General features: G+C 69.3%; 16 protein-coding genes and 1 other RNA gene. 9 read left to right on the plus strand and 8 right to left on the minus strand.

What is annotated here, in order from left to right; all coding sequences use genetic code 11:
* Nucleotides 1-49 precede the first annotated feature (49 nt).
* Nucleotides 50-754, minus strand: a complete 705-nt coding sequence (locus tag KUV85_RS06925; protein WP_219962480.1) for a hypothetical protein — start codon at nucleotides 752-754, stop codon at nucleotides 50-52.
* 39 nt (nucleotides 755-793) lie between these two features.
* Between KUV85_RS06925 and KUV85_RS06930 the strand changes: the two genes are divergently transcribed.
* Nucleotides 794-1,387, plus strand: a complete 594-nt coding sequence (locus KUV85_RS06930) for a TetR/AcrR family transcriptional regulator (RefSeq protein ID WP_219962481.1) — start codon at nucleotides 794-796, stop codon at nucleotides 1,385-1,387.
* Between the two features lie 3 nt (nucleotides 1,388-1,390).
* Here KUV85_RS06930 and KUV85_RS06935 read toward each other — a convergent pair whose 3' ends face one another.
* Nucleotides 1,391-2,197, minus strand: a complete 807-nt coding sequence (locus KUV85_RS06935; protein WP_219962482.1) for a DUF427 domain-containing protein — start codon at nucleotides 2,195-2,197, stop codon at nucleotides 1,391-1,393.
* Between the two features lie 940 nt (nucleotides 2,198-3,137).
* Between KUV85_RS06935 and KUV85_RS06940 the strand changes: the two genes are divergently transcribed.
* Entirely contained in the window at nucleotides 3,138-3,434 is a 297-nt protein-coding gene (locus KUV85_RS06940) for a GIY-YIG nuclease family protein (protein ID WP_219962483.1), read from the plus strand.
* A gap of 63 nt (nucleotides 3,435-3,497) precedes the next feature.
* Here the strand turns inward: KUV85_RS06940 and KUV85_RS06945 are convergent, their stop codons facing one another.
* On the minus strand, nucleotides 3,498-3,923 hold the full coding sequence (locus KUV85_RS06945) for a tetratricopeptide repeat protein (RefSeq protein WP_219962484.1): 426 nt from the start codon (nucleotides 3,921-3,923) through the stop codon (nucleotides 3,498-3,500).
* Nucleotides 3,924-4,011: 88 nt separating this feature from the next.
* Here KUV85_RS06945 and rnpB point away from each other — a divergent pair.
* Nucleotides 4,012-4,365: RNase P RNA component class A (rnpB, locus tag KUV85_RS06950), an RNA gene on the plus strand.
* Between the two features lie 281 nt (nucleotides 4,366-4,646).
* Here the strand turns inward: rnpB and KUV85_RS06955 are convergent.
* The 3 genes from KUV85_RS06955 to mobF all read right to left on the minus strand — a co-directional run bounded on the left by KUV85_RS06955 (nucleotide 4,647) and on the right by mobF (nucleotide 9,054).
* Nucleotides 4,647-5,786 (minus strand): tyrosine-type recombinase/integrase, encoded by a 1,140-nt coding sequence (locus KUV85_RS06955; protein WP_219962485.1) that lies wholly within the window; start codon nucleotides 5,784-5,786, stop codon nucleotides 4,647-4,649.
* A 37-nt stretch (nucleotides 5,787-5,823) separates the two neighbouring features.
* On the minus strand, nucleotides 5,824-6,057 hold the full coding sequence (locus KUV85_RS06960) for a helix-turn-helix transcriptional regulator (RefSeq protein WP_219962486.1): 234 nt from the start codon (nucleotides 6,055-6,057) through the stop codon (nucleotides 5,824-5,826).
* Between the two features lie 213 nt (nucleotides 6,058-6,270).
* Nucleotides 6,271-9,054, minus strand: a complete 2,784-nt coding sequence (gene mobF / locus KUV85_RS06965) for a MobF family relaxase (RefSeq protein ID WP_219962487.1) — start codon at nucleotides 9,052-9,054, stop codon at nucleotides 6,271-6,273.
* A 268-nt stretch (nucleotides 9,055-9,322) separates the two neighbouring features.
* Here mobF and KUV85_RS06970 point away from each other — a divergent pair, with 268 nt between their 5' ends.
* The 3 genes from KUV85_RS06970 to KUV85_RS06980 all read left to right on the plus strand — a co-directional run bounded on the left by KUV85_RS06970 (nucleotide 9,323) and on the right by KUV85_RS06980 (nucleotide 12,923).
* Complete coding sequence (locus KUV85_RS06970; protein WP_219962488.1) at nucleotides 9,323-10,906, plus strand: multicopper oxidase family protein; 1,584 nt, start codon at nucleotides 9,323-9,325, stop codon at nucleotides 10,904-10,906.
* 652 nt (nucleotides 10,907-11,558) lie between these two features.
* Nucleotides 11,559-12,251 (plus strand): hypothetical protein, encoded by a 693-nt coding sequence (locus KUV85_RS06975; RefSeq protein WP_219962489.1) that lies wholly within the window; start codon nucleotides 11,559-11,561, stop codon nucleotides 12,249-12,251.
* A gap of 63 nt (nucleotides 12,252-12,314) precedes the next feature.
* Nucleotides 12,315-12,923: a TlpA family protein disulfide reductase gene (locus KUV85_RS06980; protein ID WP_219962490.1), complete on the plus strand. Its 609-nt coding sequence runs from the start codon at nucleotides 12,315-12,317 to the stop codon at nucleotides 12,921-12,923.
* A 25-nt stretch (nucleotides 12,924-12,948) separates the two neighbouring features.
* On the opposite strand, the gene KUV85_RS06985 is transcribed toward KUV85_RS06980, so the two are convergent.
* Entirely contained in the window at nucleotides 12,949-13,899 is a 951-nt protein-coding gene (locus KUV85_RS06985) for a M56 family metallopeptidase (RefSeq protein ID WP_219962491.1), read from the minus strand.
* Nucleotides 13,896-14,264 (minus strand): BlaI/MecI/CopY family transcriptional regulator, encoded by a 369-nt coding sequence (locus KUV85_RS06990; protein WP_219962492.1) that lies wholly within the window; start codon nucleotides 14,262-14,264, stop codon nucleotides 13,896-13,898. Before KUV85_RS06990 ends, KUV85_RS06985 begins: the two co-directional genes overlap by 4 nt.
* Nucleotides 14,265-14,413: 149 nt before the next feature.
* Here KUV85_RS06990 and KUV85_RS06995 point away from each other — a divergent pair, with 149 nt between their 5' ends.
* The 3 genes from KUV85_RS06995 to ccsB all read left to right on the plus strand — a co-directional run bounded on the left by KUV85_RS06995 (nucleotide 14,414) and on the right by ccsB (nucleotide 17,855).
* Entirely contained in the window at nucleotides 14,414-15,232 is an 819-nt protein-coding gene (locus KUV85_RS06995; RefSeq protein ID WP_219962493.1) for a cytochrome c biogenesis CcdA family protein, read from the plus strand.
* Nucleotides 15,233-15,405: 173 nt separating this feature from the next.
* Nucleotides 15,406-16,887: a cytochrome c biogenesis protein ResB gene (gene resB / locus KUV85_RS07000; protein WP_219962494.1), complete on the plus strand. Its 1,482-nt coding sequence runs from the start codon at nucleotides 15,406-15,408 to the stop codon at nucleotides 16,885-16,887.
* Complete coding sequence (ccsB, locus tag KUV85_RS07005; RefSeq protein ID WP_219962495.1) at nucleotides 16,884-17,855, plus strand: c-type cytochrome biogenesis protein CcsB; 972 nt, start codon at nucleotides 16,884-16,886, stop codon at nucleotides 17,853-17,855. The genes resB and ccsB overlap by 4 nt, the downstream gene beginning before the upstream one ends.
* Nucleotides 17,856-17,915: the final 60 nt, after the last annotated feature.

Genomic DNA, 17,915 nt, shown 5'->3' on the forward strand with positions numbered 1-17,915 from the left:
GGTCGCGAGGAACGAGCGACCGTGTCGAGACCCGGCGTCGGCCGAACCCTCAGCGATCCTCGTCCCCGATCGGCCCACCCGCACGACCTGCCTGCTTGCGCGCGTCCTGGTCACGACGACGCTTGACCTCCGCGTACGCGATGCCTCCGGCGAGCAGCACCGGACCGACGAACTTGAGCGCATCGCGGACCGGCTCCAGCCAGCCCGGCAATGACCAGTCGGGCAGGGAGAGGTCGGGCCACGGGATGTCGGGCAGCGGGAGGCTCGGCAGGTCCGGCAGCGGCAGGTCCCAGTCGGGCCACGGGATCGCGGGCAGGGCGTAGCGAGCGAGCAGCCAGAGCAGCAGGAGCGGTACGACGACCCCCGCGACCGCTGCGGCGACCCGGCGGGCGCCGTACTGACGGGGATGGGCGCGGATCCAGGCCTCCCGCCTGGCTGCGGCCGAGCCCGGCGCGGGATCGAAGTCGGTCCCGCCGACGCCGAGGTGTGCCTGGGTCGCAGCGTCACTGGACTCGGACCCGCTCGGCGCGAAGTGGGTGACGCGGCGCGCGGGCCCGAGGAACGCGGGCAGCCGCACGCCCACGGCACCGGCGTCACCGCCGGCGAGGACGACCTTCTCGTCGCTGGTCCTCTTCCGCGCGATCTCCTCGCCGTCGGCCAGCCACACGATCTCGCGCCCCAGACCGGCGTGGGTGAGCACGATCTCGAAGGCCCGGCCCTCGACGGCCAGGTGCCACCGCTCCTGCGTCGCCATCAGGTAATAATAGAGTGACCACTCTAGGAAAGGAAGCCGATGGCCCGCACCGTCGACCCCGAGCGCCACGAGGCGCGACGACTGGTGATCATCGACGCCGCGCTCACTCGGTTCGCCGCGGACGGCTACGAGCGCGCGACGACAGCGGCGATCTGCCGGGAGGCGGGCATCTCCTCGGGCACGTTCTTCCACTACTTCCCCACCAAGCTGGGGCTGCTGCTGGCGATCCTCGACCTCGGCACCGCGGAGACCCGCGACTGGTTCGCCGCCCAGGAGGGTCGCGACGACGGCGCCCGGGTCGTGCTCGACTACGTCGAGCATGCGGCGGAAGACTTCGCCGACCCACGCCTGCCCGGGTTCGTCCGCGCCGTGGGTGCGCTGATGGGCGTGCCCGAGGTAGCCCACGCCCTCGCGCGCGACGACGACGCGGTCCGCAGCGGACTCACACCGTGGGTGGGGCGCGCGCAGCGGGCGGGCGGCGTGCGCGATGACCTGTCCGCGGGGCGGCTGGCCGAGTGGGTGCTGGCGATCGTCGACGGGTACGTCGGCCGGCTGGCGTCGGCTCCCGGCTTCGACCAGGCGAGCGAGCAGACGATGCTCAGCGACGCCGTTCGACGACTGATGCGGCCGTGAGCCCTACCGCGACCACTGCGTCCGCGGCCGCGGCAGTGCGACCCCGTCGACGGTGACGTCGAGACGTTCGGCGTAGAAGCAGACGAGGTCCCGCACGGGCGCGGCGTCGTTGAGCGGCTCGGGATAGCTCCACGCGATGTCGGCGCCGTCGTCTCCCGACGGCGCGTGGCTGAGGTAGGAGGCGACGCCCTTGTAGGCGCAGACCGAGGTGGTGTCGCTCGGCGTGAGCAGGTCGAGCTGGACGTCCTCGGGTGGCAGGTACCACCGCGGCGGCAGGTGCGTCTCGAGCAGGAGCACCGGTCGGGTGGAGTCGGCCAGCGTGACGCCGTCGAGGGCGAATGTGACGTGGCGGGAGGTCGGGAGGCAGTCGATCCGCTTGAACGGGTCGCGCGGGTGCCCGATGACCTCCTGCTCCTCCTCGTGCCAGCTGAACGGCGCGTGGTCGAGCACGATCCGGTCGGCGAGGTCCGGATCCGCCGGCCGGTACGCCGACCCGCCGACGCGCTCACCGTCGACGACGACAGCGACCTCGGTGCCCGGCGTGGTGTACGTCGTCACGTTCGGCGGCACCAGCGGCGGCAGCTCCGCGAGGTCGACCGCGATCTCGTCACCGGTCTCGAGGTCGGCGACGAAGTCACTCGCGGGCAGTGCATACCGCGGTACGACGCGCCGCGGCTCCCAGACGAGCCACGCGTCGTACGTGTCGGCGACGGGACGACCGTCATGACTCACCCGCACCCGCTGCGGGCGCGGCTCATAGCGCATCTCGTTCGAGATCGGCGGAGCGACCTCGGAGAACCGAACGGCCATGCCTCGCATCCTCCCACCGTAGTCCCTCCCGAGCCACCCTCCTGCTTGAGCACCCCTTGTCCGTCCAGAGCCACTTGTTGGTCGAGCCGGCGAGCGCCAGAGAGCCGTGTCGAGACCCCGAGCGTGTCCGCCCACGGACCGAAGCCCATCGCCCTACGGCCGCCTTACGGACGAGGACGAGCACGAGAGCACAGCAGGCCCGAACGCCGAGATCTCGGTACCACTCATCCTCGGCATCCTGTGCCTGACCATCGGCGTGAACCTGTCCCCGAACGCCTTTCCACGACGAACCTCCGTGACGCCAGGTTCGTCCCCTTCCCCTCACGTTCGCCACACAAGAACGGAACGGCGTCACTCCGCCCAGAAAGACGCGGGCATGCTCAAGCATCTTGAACCCGAAGTTCCGTCAACCAAGAAGCCCTTCCGCCTTCGCCCACATCGCGAGATCTCGGGAACGCACCCCCCGCTTGGGCCTCAGGTCCGAGAACCCGTTCCGGTAGAGCAGTCGGCCCTGCGCTTGCTTGAACCGCATGCCCGTCCCGGGGTCGCGATGAATGCGGACAGTCGCAACCAGACTCTCGCCACGCAGGCTGACGAATCCCCGACGTAACGTCCGTTCAGCAAAGGGGACTCGCACATGGCTCGGAGGGCGAAGTCCAGCGGAGTCGGCGAACCACTTCAACTCGCGATACACTGTGACGCTGCGCGAAGACCCAGTGGGACCGTTCATCCGTCGGCTGTATTTCCGACACAAGCGGTCCGGAAGGAACATTCGCCGCACGATGGAGTCAGTGCTTCCCACGATGACGGTCTCGGCGATCCTCGAAGAGCCGTTTGCCGGTGACCCTTTCCGGGACACGACCAAATCAACCACAGCCTTGCCGACCTTCAGACGATCGTCAGTCAGTCGCGGGCCGACTGGCGCATCGCGTTGGGGAGCATGAAGGGGGTCTATGTCATCCACGACCAGGAGACCGGGCAACGGTACGTCGAATCCGCGTACGGCGACACCGGCATCTGGCAACGCTGGACGTCGTACGCAGCCACGCTGCACGGCGGCAACTTCGGCCTGAAGGACCTGGTTGAGCGCAAGGGCGAGGAGTACTACCGGACAAACATGCGATTCGCGCTCCTGGAGTACTGGTCGATGCGTACGGACGATGACCACGTCCTTGAACGCGAGCCATACTGGAAGAACGTGCTTCATGCTCGGTCACTCGGTCACAACAGGAACTGACCTCCAAGTGCTACCGCAGCCCCACCATGACTCACCGAGGCTTGTGACTGAGCCTGACGCCCTCTAGCCCGGAAGTTCACCAGCCAAGCGCTCGACGCGGAGTACGTCGACCTCGTGCTGGACGTCGCCGGACATGGCGGCCGCCATACGGAGGTGCGGGAGGGCGTCACGGTGCTTGGATTGGCGCTCCAGCGCGCGTCCGAGGGCGTGGCGGGCCCACGTGTCCGACGGGTCGTCCTCGACCAGCGCACTGAGCTCGGCCTCTGCCTTCGCGACCTGGGCACGCTGCATGTAGGCCCAGGCACGAAGGGCGCGCAGGCCCTTGTTGGTCGGCTCCTGCTCCAGCGCTGGTTCGAGGAGCTCCAGTGCTTCGCGTGGCGCGCGGCGGGTCAGCAGGTCGTGGGCAGTGCGGTACGCCGACTCGGGACGCTCGGACGCGCCGGGGAAGACCACGGCGGGAGCGGGGAGGTCGTCGTACTGCTCGGACATGATGCTGCCAACGCTACGACGGGTGCGTCGATTCCCGCAGGCTCTCGACCACGACGATCCGCACCGAGTTCGATAGCCTTGCCGCGGACGGGCCGGCCGGGTGACCGCGTGAGTTCGAGCGATCGGACTCCCGAGGAAAGTCCGGACTCCACAGAGCAGGGTGGTGGGTAACACCCACCCGAGGTGACTCGCGGGACAGTGCCACAGAGAACAGACCGCCCCGCCGCGAGGCGGGGTAAGGGTGAAACGGTGGGGTAAGGGCCCACCAGTGCGGCGGGCGACCGTCGCAGCTCGGCAAACCCCACCCGGAGCAAGGCCAGACAGCGTGCGTTCGAGGGCTGCTCGCCCGAGCACGCGGGTAGGCCGCTGGAGGCCGTCGGCAACGGCGGCCCTAGATGGATGGTCACCACCACAGAATCCGGCTTACAGGCCGGCCCGTCCCTTAACCCCCTTCTGACCTGCGAGAATGTGCTTCAGGCACCTCTACTGTCCGCATACTGTCCGCAAGATTTTTCGTTCTTGGTCGAGAGTGACCGTCACGAACCATGGATGATCACCAACGCCGACATGGTTGCGACCGGCCGTGACGCACCAGCCGTGGTGTGAGTGCGGGTCGGGAACGCTCGGCGTCCCGCTCTCCTCGCGTGGTTCGAGCCATACATCGATCAGATCGTCGAGATGGTCACGGCCTGGAGCCGGCTCATCGAACTAGGTTGACGGGCGTCATTCAGGCAGAGCGGAGGGCTCGTCGCCGGTCGGTATCGGGCCCAGCGCATTCTGGATCACCGTTCGCGAGCGATCGTCCTCGTCTCCCATGAGGTGACCGTAGGTGTCCCAGGTTTCCGAGGCCGACTTGTGGCCGAGCATGCTCTGCAGTGCCTTGATCGAGGTGCCGCCGGAGATGTGTATCGAAGCGAAGTAGTGGCGCAGGTCGTGCGGCGTCGCGTCGGTCCCGACCGCGGTCGCCGCGTTCTTCCAGACAGTCCACAGGGTGCTGGTGCGGACGGGGGCGCCGTACTCGCTGGTGAACAGGAGCCCGGTCTCGTGGACTCCGAACTTCTCGATGTGGTCCTTGACTGCTTCCAGGACGACGTCGGCGACCGGAATCGTCCGGACCGAGGCTTGGGTCTTGGGGCGCGTGAATGTGACGTTGTCGCCTGTCGCCTCGCGGTCGAGCTGTCGGTCGACCCGAATGGTGCCGAAGTCGAGCGAGATCCGGTCGTCGGTCAGTCCGAGGAGTTCGCCGCGCCGCATTCCGGTGCCGGCACCGAGCGTGACGAAGAGCCGATAGCGCTCCGGCATGACATCGCGCAGCGCGAGGACGGTCTGGGTGGTGATCGGGACGAGCGCCGACTTCGAGTCGAGCTTGGGAAGCTTGATGTCCTCGCATGGCGAGAGGGGGATCACTCGATCCCGCACGGCAGCACGGAGCACCATGGCGAGAATCAGGTATCGGTTCTTGACGGTGGTCGCCGCTGCTGATTGCGACCAGGACTTGACGAGCATCTGTACGTCGTCGCGGGTGATCTGGTCCAGGCGCGTTGCCCCGAGCACCGGATATATGTGCACGGTCAGTGCGGTCCGGATCGACGATTCGGTGCTCGGGGCGTGGATCTGGCGTTTGCGCCAGCGCTCGGCGTAGGCCTGCAGGGTCTCCTTGCCGGCGCGCGGGTCGGCCCACTGGCCTGTGATGAGTCCCGCACTTTGCGCGTCGAGCCAATCCTGGGCCTCACGCTTTCGCTGGAAGAGCCGTGCGTGTTCCTTGCCGCCGCGGTCCCGGTAGCGCGCTTGGTAGCGCACACCGGTGCGCTCGGCGCCGGAGGTGGTTCTCCAATGGATGGTCCGCTTCTTGATGCTGGCCACGATGGTCTCCTTGGCTCCAGGCGCCCGACGCGGTGGCTCAGGCGGCGTCCGGTCCGGCGTCCTTCGTTTTCTGGTCGTTGATCCAGCGCCGGAGGTCGCCGACAGTGATGGCTAGCTTGCGTCCCATCTTGAAGAGAGGAGGTCCCTCTCCTTGCTGGCGCCACCAGTACATGGTGTTGATCGACCTCCTCAGAATGCCAGCGACTTCCGGCAGAGTCAGGATGGCGTCGTCATCTACCGCGGGCGGCAGCGCGTTGGTGTGGGTACTCATGGCTCTCTCCTGTCGTTGTCGTCTCACTGCCGACGTCATTGGTCGACATCGTCGCCGCGGACCCGACCCGCTCCGGATCGATCCCTCACTCTGAAGAGCAACCACTTCTCACTGATTTCGGACACGAACCGTCGAGGTTTTCCAAGGTCATGCCAGGGATTGGCCGCGCAGCGGCGTTTCCCTGCACCACTCGGAGTCCGCTGGCGGCGCCCTTCACCGTGGCATTGCGGGCCCTGGCGCTGGCGCGGCCGGAGGTGTCGGAGGTTGAGGTCGTCGCGGTTGACCGGGCTGGTCGCGGAGTGCGGCGAGTTGCATCGCGACCGGCCGGGTCTGCTTGGTGGTGGGCCCGTAGCGGTCGACATCCTCGGCGGCTTGGTCGGCGGCGTGGCCAGGGCCGAGGTCGGCGCGGTCGCGGGAGAAGACCGCGATCCACTGGTCGCGGGCGTCCTCGGGGGATTCGGCGACGAGGTGGGCGATGTTGTGGTCCCGTCCGCGGGTCATGCCGACGTAGGCCGCGGCGGCGCCAGTCTGCTCCCCCACCAGCCGGTGCGCCTCGTCGACGGTCACGCCCTGGGCGCCGTAGGCGGTGGTGGCATAGGCAAGCTCCACATACTCACGGACATAGGCTGCGGGGAGGAACCGGACGCCGTTGCGGCCGGTCAGCGCGAGCACGCCGTCGTCCCCGGTGCCGGTGATGGTCCAGGTATCGCGGTTGGCGACGCCGAGGTCGGGGTCGTTGCGGCGGGTCGCGACCCGGTCGCCGAGTCCGAGCCGCTCCCCCGCAGCGGTGACGATCGCGCCGGTGTCGGACACCTCACCGTCGGCCACCCGGGCGTCACGGATGGAGGCGTTGAGACTGCCGACCTGTTCGCGGGTGTCGGCAACCACCAGGGTGTCAGCGTTGTCTGTTCCGAGGGTGGCGAGGGCGCGCTGTGCTTCGAGGTCGCTGGCGTGGATGATGATCTCGCCGCGTGCCATGAGCTGGTCGAAGGTCTCGCCGGGGTCCTCGCCGGTGCGCATCCGCAGGCTGAGGTCGGCATAGGCCGGGTCGGTGAACCGGTGGACCCCGTCCAGGGTCAGGCAGGTCTCGGGGTGGGCCCAGCGGGCGGCGAGGTCGAGCACTCCCCCACGCCCCACGGCCGGCAGCTGGTGCCGGTCGCCGACGAACGCGACGCGTGCCCCGGACTCGTCGGCGATCCTCAGCAGGGCTCGGGCGGTGTCCTGGTCGAGCATCCCGGCCTCATCGACCAGCAGCACGTCGCCGGGTTGCAGCCGCCCGGACGCCGCTGGCGGGTTGTTCGCGTGGTCACGCCACCAGCGGCCGTCCTCGTCCCACCGGAACCCGTACTGGTGGGCCAGCCGGGCGGCAGAACAGGCGTGGGTGCCGACCTGGCGGGCGGCCACGTCGGCCGCCTTCAGTGTCGGCGTGGCAACGAGCAGCCGCTCGCCGCGTTGTGTGAGCAGGTCGTTGGCGGCAGCGAGGGTGGTGGTCTTGCCGGTCCCGGCCGCACCCTCGACCACGACCAGGTTGCTGCTGCGGTCTGTGAGTGCGTCCACGACCGTGCGCTGTGCCTGGTCCAGCCCGTCCAGTGAACGTCCGCGGTCGTCGCTGGCTGTCACCGAGGCGGCGTGGCTAGTGAGCGAACTGGTGAGCCGTTTGGTGAGCGAACCAGTGAGCGGCGGGCCCATGAGTCGGTTGGTGAGCCGTTTGGTGAGGTCGGCCTCCACGGCGAGCACGTGCGGTGAGGTGAGGCTCCGGACATGCTCGGGCACGTCGTCGCGCTCGAGCAGCGGCACGCACTCTTCGAGTGCGCGGGCGGTGAGGTCCTCGGCCAGCTCCACACGAACCTGGTCGGGAGCCACGATCCCGGTCTCGGCGATGAGTTGTTCGGCGGCACCGCGGATGTCGGCGGCGTTCCATCCCGACCGCCGCGCACCCAGTCGCACCAGGATCGTCTCGACCGCCGCCGGCCGGTCGAGCGCACCGACCGGCAGCGAAGTCAACGCAGCGGGACGGTTCGGTGGCCGGTATCCGAGGTCGTGGAGCTCCTCGACCCAACGCCGTGCGAGCTGGGCGCCGTCGGTGGGGACCACCTTGTCGGGGCGGGCATCGGCCCAGGCCCGGGCGTCCCAGGCGCGGCGGAGCCGCGGTCCCGGCTCCTCGTCGGGATGCTCGCCACGCCATTCGGCCTCGTAGCGGTCGACGTTGCGTGCGATCTGACCGGCGCGGGCACTGAACGCCCCCGTATACGGGGACAGTTCGTTGACCTCCCCGGTCGCGGTGTCGAGGGTGTAGCCGTGTGCCGCCAGGACGGCGCGGAACTCCGGGTCGCTGGCCACGGCGGCGTGGCCGATGCCGTTGATCGCCTCCAGGCTGTCCCGGATCCCGACGGTGTGGATGCCGCGCCATCTGCCGGCCGCCCAGACGCGGGCGTTGACCTGGAGGTGGAGGTGACGGTGGGGGTCACCGGCACGGGAGGTGTAGTGCCGCACCACCGCGGCCTCGATCTGCTCCACCGGCACCTGCACTTGGCGTCCCTTCGGACCGACCCGGGTCGTCGCATGATCGGCCACCCATCCGATGGTCTGCCGAGCGGCACGCTCCTGCGCCGCGTCGTAGGCCGCTGCGACCTCCGGATGCAACGCTGCGGCCAGCGACCACGTCTTCGGACCGTTCACCACCACCTCGACGAACCGGACACCCTTGTCGTCGGTGCGGAGCCGGCCCTTCGGGGCACCGGTGTCGACGTCGCGGCCGGCGACCCACCGCTCGTAGGCATCACCATCGAGCACCCCACCAGTGCGGACACCCGGCTCGAGATCCATCCGGTCCCCACCGGGCTGGCATCCGATTGTGGTGGATGGTGAGGCTACGTACCGGTCGGCCAGCCCGGTGCCCTCGGCCAAGTAGTAGTCATCGACCCGCGACCTGTCCGCCTCGAGATAGGTGCGCGCCGCACCGGCAGCTCCGCGGTAGATCTTGACCCCGCCATGCATGCCCTCACCACCCGTCGACAACCACCAACTACCCTGAAAACGCAGTCGGGGCCGCCCCGAAGGGCGACCCACTCTACGAACCTTCGTAGCATGCGTGCCGCTTGTTTGGAAGGCTCAGCGAGGCGGGTTTCGAGGCCATTTTGGCGGTGTCCTGACAACCACTGCGGTCCGTCAACCGTCGTCACTTCGCGGGCCAGGCATTCGAGCAGTCGGTCGTGCGCTTGGCAGATTCACCGGCGTTTCAACACTCGCCGCAGCGCCAGCTACTATGCGTGATAGTACTAGCTGCTGCCGGCAAGTCGAGAGGACTTTGGATGTCATGAATGCGCCCTTCTCGCTCGCCGCGGCCCGATTCGATCGACGGCGCTTCCTGATCTCGACTGGGGCCGCAGCCGTCGCCATGGGCACCGCGGCGTGCTCGTCCGACTCCTCCGACCTCACCCGACTGGGATCCCGGCGGGTCGAACCGACCTCTCCGCTCGTGGAGCAGGCCGAGCGCGCTCGGCGCTTCGCGGGGGCTCGTACGACGACTCTCAACCTTCGAGCCGACGCGCGCGACGTCGACCTCGGCGGGGCCCAGGTGCGCACCTGGGCGTACGGCGACGCGGTGCCGGGCGAGGTGGTCCGGGTCCAGCGGGGCGACGTGCTGCGTGCGCGCGTGGAGAACAAGTTGCCCCAGCCGACCACGATTCACTGGCACGGCCTGGAGTTGCGCAACGACATGGACGGGGTTCCGGGGCTGACCCAGGAGGCCATTCCCACCGGGAGCGCCATGGATTACGAGTTCGTGGCGGCCACGGCGGGCACCCATTGGTTCCATTCGCACGTGGGGGCGCAACGGGACCGCGGCCTCTACGCGCCGCTGATTGTCGAGGATCCGGCGGACGGCGCCGACTACGACGACGAGCTGGTGGTCGTCCTCGACGACTGGCTCGACGGCATCAGCTCCGACCCGGACGAGGTGCTTCGCAGCGTCCGCGACAGCGGAATGGGCAGGGCCGGAGGCCACGGCGGCATGATGGGCAGCGACTTCCCGACGTCGGACCTCATCGGCCCTGCGGGCGAGGTCGACTACCCGCACATGCTGGCCAACGGCCGGACGGCAGACGCGCCCCACACCGTTCGCGCACGGGCAGGGCAACGGCTTCGGCTGCGGATCATCAACGCCGCCGCGGACACCGCCTTTCGAGTCGGCGTCCCCGGTACGCCGCTCCGTATCACCCACACCGACGGATTCCCCGTGGAACCGATGGTGGCGGACTCCCTGCTGTTGGGTATGGGTGAGCGAGTCGACGCGATCGTCACTGTGCCGGAGGCGTCCACGCCCGTGGTCGCCCTCGCGGAGGGGCGGGGATCGCACGCGGCCGTGGTCCTTCGCGTGGGAACCACCTCGAGCGCCGTTGACACCACAGCTGCCGCCGCGCGGCTGGCAGGGAGCGGGGTCGCGGGCAGTCTCGACCTCGTCGCCAGCGAGCGGGTCCGCATCGATCCGGGTGAGCCCGACGTGACGCACGACCTGGTGCTCTCCGGCCCTGATCGCCGCGGGAACTGGCTCATCAACGACCAGACCTACGACCCGGACGAGGGACTTCCGGTGCGAACCGGTCAACGTGTGCGCCTCCGCCTGCGCAACGCGTCGATGATGTTCCACCCGGTGCACCTCCACGGGCACACGGTGCAGGTGCGTGGTCGCGACGGCGGCGGCCCTCGCAAGGACACGGTGCTGCTCCTCCCCCACCAGGAACTGGAGGTGGAGTTCGATGCGGTGAACCCGGGTCAGTGGCTCACGCACTGTCACAACCTCTACCACGGGGAGACCGGCATGAAGACAGTGCTGTCCTACCTCGACTGAGGCTCGACCCGGCGGCCGCGGCGGCGCGCCGTGTTGCACCGGTCGGCACGGTCACGTAGTTTCACCGCGATTCCTCCCCGTGGTGGTGATCGCAGTGACCGGACCCGACGCGAGCAGACGCGCCCCAGCGCGCGTTTTGCTCCACTGGCGGTCACTGCTGGCTGCCGCCGTGGCAGCAGGCGCCCTGGTTCTGCACATCGGCGGGCCCGCGATGTCGCTGTGGCATGACCCCGGTCACCACCAATCCGCAGCCACGCCCCACGCGGGCGACGCACACGACCGGGGCGACGACGCGGGCCACGCCACGACGGGGCACTCGCCGCGCTCGTCCGGGAGCGACCACGACGGGCACGATCACGACGGCGACTCGTGCGGCCTCATGGTCACCGCCGGCCACCACCTCCCAGCTGCGATGGTCGACACGACGCAACCGTGCCTCCTGTCCGACGACCTCGCCTCGCCGTCGGGCCTTCGTCCCGCGACCGCTGCCGACGGGCTCCCACCCCCCGACCTCGCCTCCGAACTCCAAGTCATCCGCGTCTGATCAGCGCGCCCGCACACCGGGCTCGCACCCAGTGTCTCTGCGACACACTTCGCCGATTCGCCACGACGTGTCGGCGCCTTCACCCGTGATCAGACAAGGAGTTTTCTCATGCGTTCAACCACCGACACTCGACTGGGGACCCACGCCGCTGCGTTCGGATCCCTCGGAGCCGGACTCATCCACTTCGCCGTCACGCCCGCGCACTGGACCGAATGGCCCCCACTGGGCGCTGCCTTCGGCGCCCTTGCCGTGTTCCAGACACTCTGGGCGCTCGCCGCGTTCCTGGCGCCGACCTCGCGTTGGCTCCTGCTGGCACTGCCCGTCAATCTCGCTGCCATCGGCGGGTGGGCGGTGAGCCGCGTGTGGGGGATGCCGTTCGGTCCCGCAACCGGCGTTCCCGAGGGCGTGGCGATTGCCGACATCGTGGCGACCCTGCTGGCGGTCTTCGTCGCGGTCACCGTCGCCTGGGCGTGGATCCCCCGCACGCAGTACGCCGCCGTACGGCTCGGCTGGTACCGGGGCTCCTTGGCCGCGGTCGCCGCCGTGGTTGCAGTCCTCGTCGGGCCGGCGGTCCTGACCGGGGCCGCGGGTCACGAGCACGCCGAGGGCGAGGAGCACGGCGGGGCCGGGTCGCACGACGACGGCCATGACGACACCGAGCCCCACGAGGACGCGACGCCGCATGACGAGGTGACGATCGACCCGTCGCCGACGCCGTCGCAGCCAGCCGATCCCTCCTCGGCGCCCACCACTCAGGACGGCGCAGGCGATGACCACGACGAGGTCCCGCACAGCCACTGAGCGGACTCCCGCCACACGCCCACCCCCTTCCTACTATCATTCTTAGTAGAAAGGGGGTGGGACGTGCCCACCATCGCTCATCGATCACTCGGCTTCCGCGCCGTCGTGCCTGTCGCACTCGCGGCCGTGGCGCTCGCCGCGTGTGGGGCGCCGTCCGGTGATTCGTCTGCGAACAGTCAGGGGTACATCGAGGGCGAGGGGGTCGTCGAGGAGGTCCCCGAGTCCGACCGTCGCCCGCTCCCGGACTTCGAGGGCGAGACCCTGGACGGCGGGCACTTCGACACCCGGGACCAGGACGGGCGGGTTCTCGTGATCAACGTCTGGGGGTCGTGGTGCCCGCCGTGCCGCAAGGAGGCGCCTGAACTGCGAGAGGCGTGGCAGTCATCCCGGGGCGAGGACGTCCAGTTCGTCGGCATCGACGTCCGTGACAACGACGCAGCCGGTCTCGCGTTCGAGCGCAAGTACGACATCGACTACCCCAGCATCACGACCGACGCCTCCGGGCCGGCGATGCTGGCCGTCGGCACCGCGCTCCCGCGCAATGCCATCCCCAGCACCCTGGTCGTCGACACCGAGGGTCGCATCGCGGCCCGCGTCATCGGCGGAAGCACGGTCACCACCTTCCTGACGCTCATCGAGGACGTGCTCGCCGAGTCGTCACCGGCTTCCTGAGCCGCCGCGCCTTCGCCTGCCGAGCTCAGGCCATGGGGAGGGGGCAGTAGGTCGCATACATCGCCATCACTGCGGGCAACAACGCCATGGCCACCGGGAAGGCCAACAACGCCATCCCGGTCCCGAGCACGGCCGTCGCGCGCAGTACGCCGATGCCCTCCACCGGGTGCACCAGGCGTCGGACGCGGCGCACGGTGTCAGGACCGCCGGCACCCAGCGCGCCGACAGGAGCAGCCGACCCCGCCAGCCGCACCAGCGCCCGGGCGAGAGTCAGGCGACCAGTGCGACGTTGCGCGACATCGTCGGCACGGAGCTCGATCAGTCGCGCCACCTCCGTCGCACCACATCGAAACAGCGGCAGGAACCCGAACGCGTCAGCCAGCGCTGCACTGCTCGCGACGACGAGATCGTGACGACCACGCAGGTGTGCCCGCTCGTGGGCGAGCACCGCCTCGAGTTCGTCGTCGGTCAGGCACTCCACGGCCGACGACGTCACGACCACCGTGGAATGCCGCCCGGGCAGGCAGTACGCCGCGGGACGGTCGTGCTCGACCACCACGACGTCCCGCGCCACCCGGCTCCTGGCCAGCACGCTCAGCTGTCGACGCTGCTCCGCGCGCCCGCGAGAAACGCGGACCCAACGACGGACGAGCGCCGTGAGCGCCCGCGTCACCACCGCGACCACGAGGACCCCTCCTGCCGTGGTCGCAATCGCCCCGCCCGGGGTGGCGTACTGCTGCCGCACCATGGCAACGCAGGAGTTCAGGAAATGGGCCAACGACTCGGTGCCGGGCAGCGCCGGGAGCCACAGCGCCGCACCGGCGAGCGCTGCCGCGAGCACCACCGAGTAGGTCAGGGCCTGCCAGGCGAGGATGCCCACGCGCGGTGCCCGCTCGAGCCACGTGGCGCGACGCGCGAGCCGGTGTCCGACGCCGCCGACCACGAGCACGTAGGCCAACAGGGCGACCGCGGTCATGACGTCTCCTCCTCGTCCGCCTCACCCAGGACCGCTCGCAGTTCAGCGAGGTCATCCGCGGAGATGTGCTCGACGAAGTGCAACAGGGTGGCCGAGCGATCGCCGGCGGAGGCCAGCACCTCCTCCATCACACCGGCAGTGTGCTCGGCTCGCGTCCGGGCGGCGGTGTAGCGGTAGGCCCGTCCGTCGCGCTCGCGGGTCAGGAAACCCTTGCGATACAGGTTCTCCATCACCGTCATCACGGTGGTGTAGGCGATCTTGCGGTCCGACCGGAGATCCTCGAGCACTTCCCGCACGAGCACGGGGCGACCACCCGTCCAGACGCGCTCCATCACCGTCGCCTCGAGCCGACCCAACTGGTGCACCGCACCCACCTCTCCCCGACCGACGTTTCGCCCGTTGCCGACGCCCCGAACTCACCGACGTACTATCTGCCATAGTAATACGTCCACCCGGACCAGGCCACAGTCTGCCATCCGGGCGACATCGCCACCGCAGGACGAGGAGTCGGCAGTTGACATCCGCGATCCAGGGACTGCAGGACATCGTCCTCGACGGCCCCGTCGCAGTGGCTGCCGTCCTGGCGGTTGCGGCCGGCGTCGTGTCGTTCTTCTCCCCCTGCTGCCTGCCCCTCGTGCCGGGCTACCTCTCCTACGCCGCAGGACTGGCCGGCGAGGACCTGCTCGCCGGAGAGCGAGGCCCCGCCCCGTCCACCGCCTCCACCTCAGTGAAGACCCGGACACGGGCGCGTCGGCGCGCCACGTGGGGCGCAGCCCTGTTCGTCTCCGGATTCTCGGCCGTCTTCGTTGGCTACGGCGCCCTCTTCGGATCGCTCGGCGCGGCGCTCGCGACTCACCAGGAGACGATCATCCGGGTCATGGGAGTCGTCACGATTGCCCTGGGCCTGCTCTTCACCGGTGCCCTGTGGCGCGTCCCCGGAGCCATGCGTTCCTTCCGTCCCCGGTTCCGCCCGCGCGCCGGACTGGCTGGAGCACCCCTAGTGGGGATGGTGTTCGGCATCGGGTGGACGCCGTGCATCGGCCCCACCTTGGCCGCCGTCCTCACCCTGGCCACGAGCTCCGCGGACGCAGGCCGCGGCGCCGTCCTTTCCCTGGCCTACAGCGTCGGGCTCGGCATACCGTTCGTCCTCGCCGCGGCCTCACTGGAGCGGTTCATGGCCTCCACGCAGTGGGCGCGACACCACGCCCGCCTCGTCACGCGCATCGGCGGCGGCATGCTCATCGTCCTGGGAATCGTCCAAGCCAGCGGCCTCTGGACCGTGCTGATGAGCCACCTGCAGGGCGTGATCGTCGGGTGGCAGCCACCCATATAGCGGGGCGCCCCCTCCAGCTTATCTACTATGTTGCATAGTAGATATTTGTGGACAGAGCATCGCACCAGCGCACGACCGGGGGCGCGGCCGCCGAGACCGATGGGGCACGACCGAAGCCACCCGCCCTGGGTCCTGCTGCGCTGTTGCGGTGGGCGTGGCGCCAGTTGACCTCGATGCGAACCGCCTTGATCCTGCTGCTCCTGCTGGCCCTCGCATCGGTGCCCGGCTCGGTGATCCCCCAGGAGGACGTCGACGCCTACGCGGTGACCGCGTGGAAGTCGCAACATCCCGACCTGACTCCGTACTACGAGTCCCTGCAGATGTTCTCGGTCTACGACTCCTTCTGGTTCAGCGCCATCTACCTGTTGCTGATGGTGTCACTCGTCGGCTGCATCATTCCGCGTCTCCGGGTCTACTGGCGCGGCATTCGGGCGCAGCCGCCCCGGACGCCACGCAACCTCGCTCGTCTCCCCGAGTGGCGCGAGGAGTGGGTGAGGGCGACACCTCAGGAGGCGCTGGACGAGGCCATGGCGACGCTGCGTCGGCGGCGCTTCCGGGTCCGGCGCCTCGACGGGTCGATTGCCGCCGAGCGTGGCTACCTGAGAGAGGCCGGCAACCTGGTCTTCCACACCGCCATCATCGTCGTGCTCGTCGCCTTCGCCTACGGCAAGCTCTTCGGCTACACGGGTGCCGTCGCGGTCGTGGAGGGCAGCACCTTCACCAACTCCTCGAGCCAGTACGACGAGTTCGTGCCGGGTTCGCTCTTCGCGCCCGACCGGTTGGATCCGTTCGCGCTGGATGTGGACGACTTCGACGCCGACTTCCTCACCAACGGTCCCCAGGCCGGCCAACCGGTGCACTTCGCGGCCGAGGTGACCTATCGGACCGGCTTCGGGCAGCAGGAGGTGGTCGACGAGGCGACCGTCGAGGTCAACCATCCGCTTCGGATCGGCGACACCGACGTCTACCTGGTCGGTCACGGGTACGCACCCCGCGTCACGGTCACCGACGGCGCGGGCGACGTCGCCTACAGCGGACCGACGATCTTCCTGCCCGAGAACGGCAACTTCCGCTCCTTCGGGGTGATCAAGGCTCCCGACGCATCCCCGGTGTCCCTGGCGTTCGAGGGACAGTTCTTCCCGACCTACGGATTCACGATGGAGACGGGGCCGTTCTCCACCTTCCCCCAGCCGGCCAACCCGGCCCTGTCGATGCTCGCCTATCGCGGCGACCTCGGCCTGGACTCCGGGGAGTCACAGTCGGTCTACGCCCTGGACAAGTCGGGGCTCGCCACATTCACCAAGCCCGATGGTCGGGACTTCCGTGTCGACCTCCCACTTGGCGAGACGGTGGAGCTGCCCGAGGGAGCGGGATCGATCACCTTCGACGGCCTCGATCGGTTCGCACGCTTCCAGGTCAGCCAGTCGCCGGGCGACCCCGTCGCATTGCTCGGCGTACTGCTGGCAACCACGGGACTAGTGGCCTCCCTCTACGTACGCCCCCAACGGATCTGGGTCAAGACTCACGGCGGCTCCGGCGCGACTGTCGTCGAGGTGGCGGGCCTCGATCGCGGACGTTCGGGCGGAGTGGCGCGAGAGATCGACCGGCTCACCCGACAGCTGAACCGCCCCACCGAAACCGGAGGCCCCTCATGACCATCGAGTCCTACTCGCTCCTCAGCGACCGCGCCGTGATGGCCACCGCGGTGCTGTACGGCCTGGCCTTCCTGGCCTTCCTCGCGGAATGGTCACGGGCGCGCCGCTTGGCGACCGCGCCACCGGCCGAGGCGAGCACGGCGTCCGGACACACGGCCGCCGGGGACGGTGCCACCACGCTCGAGGCGCCCACCACACCCGCACCCACCCGCGGCACCGACCTCCTCGGCCGCAGCGCGCTCACGCTCACACTCGCCGGCTTCGCCACACACACCCTGGGTGTCGTCCTCCGGGGCGTGGCCGCCTCCCGTGCCCCCTGGGGCAACATGTACGAGTTCACCCTCGTCGGCACGCTCTGTCTGGTGGCCAGCTACCTCCTGCTGGTCCGTGTGGATCGCGTGCGCCCTCTCGGCCTCCCGGTCCTCGCCACCACCCTGGTCATGCTCATGCTGGCCGTCCTGCTGCTCTGGGTACCCGCCGGTCCACTCGTGCCGGCGTTGCAGTCGTACTGGCTGGTCATCCACGTCGCTGCCGCCCTCATCGCCGCCGGCGCCTTCGTCTTCGGTGGCATCGTCTCCGCGCTCTATCTGTGCCAGCACCGCGCAGCTCGACGCGGACGCGACGGATCGAGCGGCTACCTGTCGCGGCTGCCCCACCGAGATGACCTCGACGAACTCGCCTACCGGATCCACGCCTTCGCGTTCCCGGTGTGGACCTTCGCCGCCCTCATCGCGGGCCCGGTGTGGGCCAAGTACTCCTGGGGGCGCTACTGGGCCTGGGACCCCAAGGAGGTCTGGGCGTTCATCACCTGGGTCGTCTACGCGGCCTACCTGCACGCCCGCGTCACGGCAGGCTGGAAGGGGCGCGGCGCCGCGGCGCTGTCCCTCCTGGGGGTCGGCACGGTGCTGTTCAGCTTCATCGGCATCAACCTGTTCGGGTCCGGGCTCCATGCGTACGCCGGCCTCTGACCGCACATCCACTATGGTCGATAGTATTCAGCGTTGCCGCGGGACGAGGAGGTGTCGGCA

The sequence above is a fragment of the Nocardioides panacisoli genome (assembly GCF_019448235.1).
Classification (GTDB): domain Bacteria; phylum Actinomycetota; class Actinomycetes; order Propionibacteriales; family Nocardioidaceae; genus Nocardioides; species Nocardioides panacisoli_A.